General features: G+C 67.8%; 10 protein-coding genes and 1 pseudogene. 4 read left to right on the forward strand and 7 right to left on the reverse strand.

Annotation, left to right across the window (positions count from 1 at the left end):
* Nucleotides 1–29: 29 nt before the first annotated feature.
* Entirely contained in the window at nt 30–986 is a 957-nt protein-coding gene (locus HQ308_RS20550) for a DUF4192 family protein (protein ID WP_222647695.1), read from the forward strand.
* Between the two features lie 149 nt (nt 987–1,135).
* Here HQ308_RS20550 and HQ308_RS20555 read toward each other — a convergent pair whose 3' ends face one another.
* Complete coding sequence (locus HQ308_RS20555; protein WP_222647696.1) at nt 1,136–1,315, reverse strand: hypothetical protein; 180 nt, start codon at nt 1,313–1,315, stop codon at nt 1,136–1,138.
* A gap of 233 nt (nt 1,316–1,548) precedes the next feature.
* On the opposite strand from HQ308_RS20555, the pseudogene HQ308_RS20560 reads away from it, so the two are divergent.
* From HQ308_RS20560 to HQ308_RS20570, 3 genes and pseudogenes are all read left to right on the forward strand, one after another.
* Nucleotides 1,549–1,674, forward strand: a pseudogene (locus tag HQ308_RS20560) (glutaredoxin family protein); the annotation flags it as partial.
* 89 nt (nt 1,675–1,763) lie between these two features.
* A complete protein-coding gene (locus HQ308_RS20565; protein ID WP_222647698.1) occupies nt 1,764–1,913 on the forward strand; it encodes a hypothetical protein in 150 nt (49 codons plus the stop codon).
* A 15-nt stretch (nt 1,914–1,928) separates the two neighbouring features.
* On the forward strand, nt 1,929–2,516 hold the full coding sequence (locus HQ308_RS20570) for a DnaB-like helicase N-terminal domain-containing protein (RefSeq protein ID WP_222647699.1): 588 nt from the start codon (nt 1,929–1,931) through the stop codon (nt 2,514–2,516).
* Nucleotides 2,517–2,874: 358 nt separating this feature from the next.
* Here the strand turns inward: HQ308_RS20570 and HQ308_RS20575 are convergent, their stop codons facing one another.
* From HQ308_RS20575 to HQ308_RS20600, 6 genes are all read right to left on the reverse strand, one after another.
* Complete coding sequence (locus HQ308_RS20575) at nt 2,875–3,144, reverse strand: metal-sensitive transcriptional regulator (protein ID WP_222633379.1); 270 nt, start codon at nt 3,142–3,144, stop codon at nt 2,875–2,877.
* Nucleotides 3,145–3,241: 97 nt separating this feature from the next.
* The gene (locus HQ308_RS20580; protein WP_222647700.1) at nt 3,242–4,618 is read right to left on the reverse strand and encodes a rhodanese-like domain-containing protein; all 1,377 of its coding nucleotides are present in this window, start codon (nt 4,616–4,618) and stop codon (nt 3,242–3,244) included.
* Between the two features lie 24 nt (nt 4,619–4,642).
* The gene (locus tag HQ308_RS20585; protein ID WP_222647701.1) at nt 4,643–5,422 is read right to left on the reverse strand and encodes a sulfite exporter TauE/SafE family protein; all 780 of its coding nucleotides are present in this window, start codon (nt 5,420–5,422) and stop codon (nt 4,643–4,645) included.
* A complete protein-coding gene (locus HQ308_RS20590) occupies nt 5,419–5,841 on the reverse strand; it encodes a DUF302 domain-containing protein (RefSeq protein ID WP_222647702.1) in 423 nt (140 codons plus the stop codon). The genes HQ308_RS20585 and HQ308_RS20590 overlap by 4 nt, the downstream gene beginning before the upstream one ends.
* 68 nt (nt 5,842–5,909) lie before the next feature.
* Complete coding sequence (locus tag HQ308_RS20595; protein ID WP_222647703.1) at nt 5,910–6,167, reverse strand: YgaP-like transmembrane domain; 258 nt, start codon at nt 6,165–6,167, stop codon at nt 5,910–5,912.
* 26 nt (nt 6,168–6,193) lie between these two features.
* Nucleotides 6,194–6,663: MMPL family transporter (locus HQ308_RS20600; protein ID WP_222647704.1), on the reverse strand; the 470-nt coding region annotated here is incomplete at its 5' end.

Consider the following 6,663-nt stretch of genomic DNA (forward strand, 5'->3'; position numbering starts at 1 on the left):
CACACCACCCACCCGAAAGGTTCACCATCATGACGCAACCCCGCATCACCCTCACCAGCGCAGCCCAGGTCATCGCCGCGATCCCCGCAGCCCTGCGGCACGTCCCCACCGAGTCCATCGTCGTGCTCGCGTTCACCGGCAAGATCCTCACCTTCGCCGCCCGGTTCGACCGCGTCGACGTCGTCACCCAGGCGCACAAGATGAACGACGTATTGCGTCGCCACGGCGTCGAGTCGGTCGTCGTCGTCACCATCGCAGATCGACCCGGCAAGAAAGCGGCCGCCGTCGAGAACCTGGTCATCGCCGGAATCCTCGCCACCGCCGTCGAGGTGATCGGCACCTACTGGGTTCCCACCCTCGCCGGACCGGCCACCGCACAGGACCTCGACACCCTCGCCACGTTCGACGTCGACCCCATCGCGTCCGAAGTGGCCGCCAGCACCGTCGAAGCCGGAACGGCCATCGAGGGCAGCCGCACAGCGATCGGCAACCGCTACGCCCACGCCGAGGAGGTTCGCCCGGCCGAGCACGCCGACGCCGCGCAGGTACTCGAGGACCTGGCCGCAGTCGTCTACGCCGACGAGCTGCCCGACAGTGGCCTCATCGCCCGCACCGCAGCCGTCATCACCGCACTGCCCGTCCGCGACGCGATGTTCCGGCTCCCGCTCTACGGCAGCACATCCGCGCACACCGTCATGGCCACCATCGCCCGCCACACCCGCGCAGAAGCCCGCATCCAGGCCCTCAGCATCGCCGGGTGGCTCTGCCACCGCGCCGGAGACGGAGCAGCCGCCAACATCGCCTACGACGCGGCAGAGGACGAAGCGACCAGCGTAGGCATCGCCACCCCGTCGATGCTCCGCCTACTCCGTCAGGCACAAGATGCCGCCATGAACCCCGCCGAGATCCGGACCCTCGACGTCGACGCCGAAACCGTCCGCGCCACCACCGGGGCGCACCTCCCCGGGGCACCCGACCGGGACTAGAGCACGGGCCGGGCGGCTCCCGCAGCCAGCGGGGGACGCCCGGCCACCGGCGGGGGTAGCCGGCGATCGGGCATCGAGCCCTCACACCGACCTCGACGCACCCACCACCGAGCGGACCTGTCGCCACCGAGCGGGGCCGGCCACCGCGATCACAGGTCGGGCATGTCCTCCGGCACCCACACCACATCCACAGCGCCCGGGGTAGCGGCACGGGGCAGCGTCTCCTCGACAGGCACCCCCGACACCATCGCCTCGACCGCCAGATCCGACGGTGCACTCCGATCCAACGCCATCGCCACCAAATCCGACTCCACACGCGAATACGTCATCCCGCGATCCTAGACTCTCGCCGCGAAAAAACCCGCCAGTGACGAGAAAAAGCGCAATTCACGGACCCGTCGAAACGGGATCGAAGGATATTCCCGAACGCCGCCATATCGGTTGCAGCGCAATAGAAAAGCCCGGTGCATCGTTACCGAACAAATACCGTACAGCGGTGGAAATAAACCCGTTCGTGAAATAGAATGGAACCACTCCACCGAATAGTCGAAAGGCGTGAGCCATGTCCGGAATCACCGTCTACACCAAGCCCAACTGCCAGCAGTGCCGGGCGACGTTCCGGGCACTCGACAAGGCCGGCCTCGACTACACCGCCGTCGACATCAGCGTCGACACCGAAGCCCGCGAATCTCAATCCGTCTGTCAACAAGTAGAGGTGTCGACCGCGGCCTGACCGAACCTCGCAATCCACCACCGATCCGAAGGAGAACCCACTCCATGGCGCACCTCGCGTTTGACCACCAGCCCGACCACGACTTCATCGCCGCCCAGATCGAAGCGGACCTCGCCGCCGAAACCACCAGTGCCGTCGTCATCCACGGCCCCTGGACCACCCACCCGGCCGCCGACTACACCGACGCCCGGTAAGGCAGGGAACACGTCATGAGCGCACTACGGGCCGTCCCCGAACCCGAGCAGAACCCGAGCGACCCGGTCCTCGACCTCGCACCCGACGCCGCAGACCCCGGCGTCGACACCAGTGACGGTCTCGACCCGCGGACCGACCCGGAATCGTTGACCCTCTGCGCGCTCATGTGGTCCGTCGACACCGCCGCCGCCGCCCGCGTCACCGAGGCCCTGGTGCCGGCCGACTTCGCCGAGCCCGCCTACGCCGAGTTGTTCGCTGTCATCGCCGACCTCGTCACCACCGGGCAGCCGCACGATCCCGCCTCCGTCGCTGCTGTCCTGCACCGAGCCGGGGGAGGGCAGAAGGACGCACCGCTGCGCCGAGCGTTGGCCGACGTCGTCACCGCCGACACCACCGGATCGTCCGCCGCCGTGCACTACGCCGACATCGTGCTCTCCCAGTCCTACCGGCGAAGCTTCCACGTCACCGGGCAGCGACTCATCCAGGCCGCCGAACAAGGCCCCGAGGACGAACTGTTCGACTACATGGTCGAACTCGGTACCGCACAGCGGGCAGCGTGGAAGCGGCTCAACACCTTCCGAGTAGGAGGAGTGCACGCATGAGGACTGGATCCGCCATCGATGAACGCTATTTCGCGGCCGACGGAACGCTCACTACGGTTGGGCTCGAGAGTGGTCGGTGGCTCGACGCTGAGCGGGCCCGCGGTGTGAACTGGGCCGAGCTCGCGGACGAACTCGAGGTGCATACCCGCGTCGCCGAACATCTGTACCGCACATGGTGCGGCACGGGTGACGGAACAGCCGGCGATACGCAGTGCTCGCTGTTCTGACGTGCGACCGTCAGAAGGGCGTATTTGATGAGATCGAACGCAGAGGTGCTGTCCCGAACCGCATGTAGTACACCGGATGCCGCGAGTGGTCCGCGCGCGGACCGCTCTGCGGTAAGAGAAGCCGTCGACGATCAGGCGAGCGCGAGGAACAGCTTCTCGAGTTCCGCTTCGGTCATGGGTTCCTTGTCATCGGCGGTGGCACCTGTCATGCACTCACGCAGTCCGGTGGCAACGATCTTGAACCCCGCTTTGTCGAGTGCGCGGGAGACGGCGGCGAGTTGGGTGACGACGTCCTTGCAGTCGCGGCCGTTCTCGATCATCGAGATGACCCCGGTGAGTTGGCCGTTGGCGCGTCGGAGTCGGTTGAGTACCAGTGCGATGCTGTCGTCGTCGCCGATCATGGTGGTGCCCCTGTTCAGTGGTGTCGATGGTATCTGCCATAGTACCCCTGGGGGCATATGAGCTGTCGGTATGCGTGCCGCGGTGTGGGACCTGTGGTCAGTGTTCGGTGTCCAGGCCCAGTTCTGCGGCGTGGTCGTAGTCGTCGTCGATGAGGACGACGGTCCTGTCGGCGCGGTCGAGGATCGACGCGGCGATGGATGCCCGGTATCCGGAGGCGCAGTGGACCCAGATTTCACCTGCCGGTATCTCGTGGTGTCGTTCGGCGAGTTCGGGGAGGGGGATGTTGACGGCGCCGTGGATGTGGCCGGCGTCGTACTCTTCGGATTGGCGGGTGTCGAGGACGACGAGGTCATTGTCGTTGCGTCCGAGGGTGTCTCGCAGGCCGGCGAAGTCGACTGTTCCGTAACTGCGGACGGGGTGGTCTCCGGTGAGGTCGGTGATGTCGCCGACCGCGGACCCGGACGGTGAGTCGATGCCGATACGTGCGAGTTCTCGGGTCGCGGTGAGGATGTCGTCGGCGGTGTCGCCGATGAGGGTGAGGGGTGCGCCCCACTGGTAGAGCCATCCGAGGTAGGTCACGAAGCTGGAGGACAGCTCGAATCCGAGGCTGCCGTCGAGGTGACCGGCGGCGAACGCGGTGCGCGAGCGCAGGTCGACGACCCATTCGCGGGCCTCGATGCGCCGGCGCAGCTCCGCCGGGTCCACCGGTGTCGGCATGGACAGGTCGACGGGGGCGGGGCCGGCGGTGTTGATGACGCCCATGTGGGCGTAGTAAGCGGGGTAGGCGGCGAGGCCGTCGATGAGGGTGTCGACGTAGGTCTGCTCGTCCTGGGTCAGCGCGGGGTTGGCGCTGCGTTGTTCGCCGATGGTGGAGGACTCGCCGCTGGTGGGGGTGGCGGAGCAGAAGCTGCCGAATCCGTGTGTGGGGTATACCTCGGTGTCGGCGGGCAGTTCGTCGGCCAGTCGGCGCACCGAATGGAACTGGGCGTGGGTGAGGTCGTGGGTGTGTTCGGATCCGAGCAGGTCGGTGCGCCCGGTGGACCCGTAGAGCATGGAACCGCCGGTGAACACGGCGATCGGGGTGCCGTTCGTGCCCCGCAGGACATAGCTGACGTGATGGTGCGTGTGTCCGGGTGTGTGCATCACCTGCATGAACAGCGGGTCCGCGTCGACGACTTCGCCGTCGACGACGGCGCGCCGCTCGAAGCCGACCGGGTCGCCGTCCGGCACGACGTACTGCGCACCGGTCGCGCGGGCGAGTTCGAGCCCGCCGGTGACGTAGTCGTTGTGGATGTGCGTCTCGAACACGTGGGTGATGCGAGCGTTCTTCTCCCGAGCGAGGGTCTCGATGCGGTCGATGTCGCGTTGGGGGTCGACGACCAGGGCGATGCCGTGGTGGCTGATCAGGTAGCTGCGATCGCCCAGGCTCGAGGTCTCGATGATGGCGATGTCGGGGGTATCGGCGGTGCTCATGGGTGCTCCTTGTCGTTCGGGTGGTCAGCTGACGATGGTGCGTGCGGCGTCGATCAACACGTATCCGGCGACGGCGAGCACCAGGTACGCGAACCAGTTCCTCAGGCGGTCGGCGTTCACCCGGTCGGCCCAGCGGCCGGCGACCAGTGACCCTGCGATCGCCGCCCCGGCGAACGTCGCGGTGAGGGCCCAGTTGCCGCCGAGCCCGTCGGTGTGGGATACCAGTCCTGCTGCGGAGTTGGCGACGATCACCACCAGCGACGTCCCTACAGCGACGGTCATCTCGATGCCGAGCAGCAGCACCAGCGCCGGGATGATGAGGAAACCCCCGCCGACACCGAACAGGCCCGTCAGCACACCGACGGCGAAGCCGGTGGGGATCGACCGTGGGGCGCAGCGTCGCCAGTCGATCCCCGAGGTGCCTGTTCGGCAGGCGGTGCCGAGAGAGGCGTCGCCGCGGAGCATGCGTACTGCGGCCGCGATCATGACCAGCCCGAACCCGACCAGCACCAGCGACTCGGGCAGGTGCCGGCCGACGGCGCTCCCGAGGAAGGTCCCCACGATGCCGGTGCCGGCGAAGATCGCCGCGAGTCGCCACTCGATCAGCCGTGCCAGGATCTTCGGGACGGCCCCGGTCAGGGACGCCAGTCCGACGACGAGCAGCGACACCGGGATCGCCTCGGCCAGCGGGAGATGCAGGGCGTAGACGAGAACGGGTACGGCCAGGATGGACCCTCCACCGCCGAGCAGTCCCAACAGGACCCCGATGACGGCGCCGAGGACCAGCCCCAGTGCCAGCGTCATCGGTTCCGGGTGTCCCCGTCGCCGCCGAGGGCGGTGATCGCAGCGCGGAGCTTGGTCGCGGCGTCGCGCGCGACGTCGCCGAGCGCCGGTTCACCGGTCGCCTCGACCATGATGTCGGGGTTCATCGCGTCGACGATGATCGCGCCGGTGTTGTCCGGGTCCTCGCGGACGACGACGTTGCAGGGAAGCAGCAGGCCGATCTGGCGCATGACGCCGACGGCGCGGTGGGCCAGCGGCGGGTTGCACGCGCCGAGAATCAGGTAGCGCTCCATCTCCTCACCGAGTTTGGCCTTGAGGGTGGCCTGCATGTCGATCTCGGTGAGCACACCGAAACCCTGCTCCGCCAGAGCGTCTCGGGTGCGCTGGACGGCGGTGTCGAAGTCGGTGCCGGTCAGGGTGGTGGTCAGGGCGATGCTCATGAGGGTGGTTCCTTTCGTCGGCGGTGCACTCGTTCAGGGGGTGGAGACGTCCGGTGTCGTGGGGAGGGTTACCCGCGGTCGGCGGCGCGAAGACTGCGCGCCCCGATCCGGCGCAGCAGCAGGCTCGCCGGGCACCACCCGACCGCAGCGTAGAGGGCCAGGTTCGCAGCGGCGAACGCGCTGAGTAGCCGCCAGTACGGCGACACGGTCTCCCCGAGGACCAGCCCGGCGGCGACGACGATGCCGGCCAGCGCTGGCACCGAGCGTTCGATCGGCCAGCCGGTGAAACCGGCGGGAACGCGGGCGGGACGGACAGTGGTGGTCATGAGTGTCCTTTTCCGGTCGTGGGGTGTCAGTGCGAAAAGCTGATGGACGGGAGAGCCTTGCGGAGCCAGACGGGTGACCACCAGGCGGCGGAACCGGTCAGTCGGAGCAGGACGGGCAGCAGGATCAACCGGATGAGCACCGCGTCGAGAAGCACGGCGACACCGAGGATGATGCCCATCTCCTTCGGCGGGAGCGGGTCTGCGAGGGCGAAGGTGAAGAACACCGCCACCATCACCGCGGCCGCGGCGAAGATGACCCGACCCGAGTGGGCGAGACCGTCGATCATCGCCGTCGTCGCGTCGCCGGTGCGCTCGTAGTGCTCCTTGGCGGTGGCGAGGAGGAACACGGTGTAGTCCATGGCGATGGCAAAGATCATCGCGAAGAAGAACACCGGTCCCCACCCGTTCAGGAAGCCCTGCGGAGTGAAGCCGAGCAGCGAGGCGCCGTGCCCGTCCTGGAAGATCAGCTTCGCGACGCCGAACGCGGCGGCGGTGG

The sequence above is a fragment of the Rhodococcus sp. BP-241 genome (assembly GCF_019836145.1).
Taxonomy (GTDB): domain Bacteria; phylum Actinomycetota; class Actinomycetes; order Mycobacteriales; family Mycobacteriaceae; genus Rhodococcoides.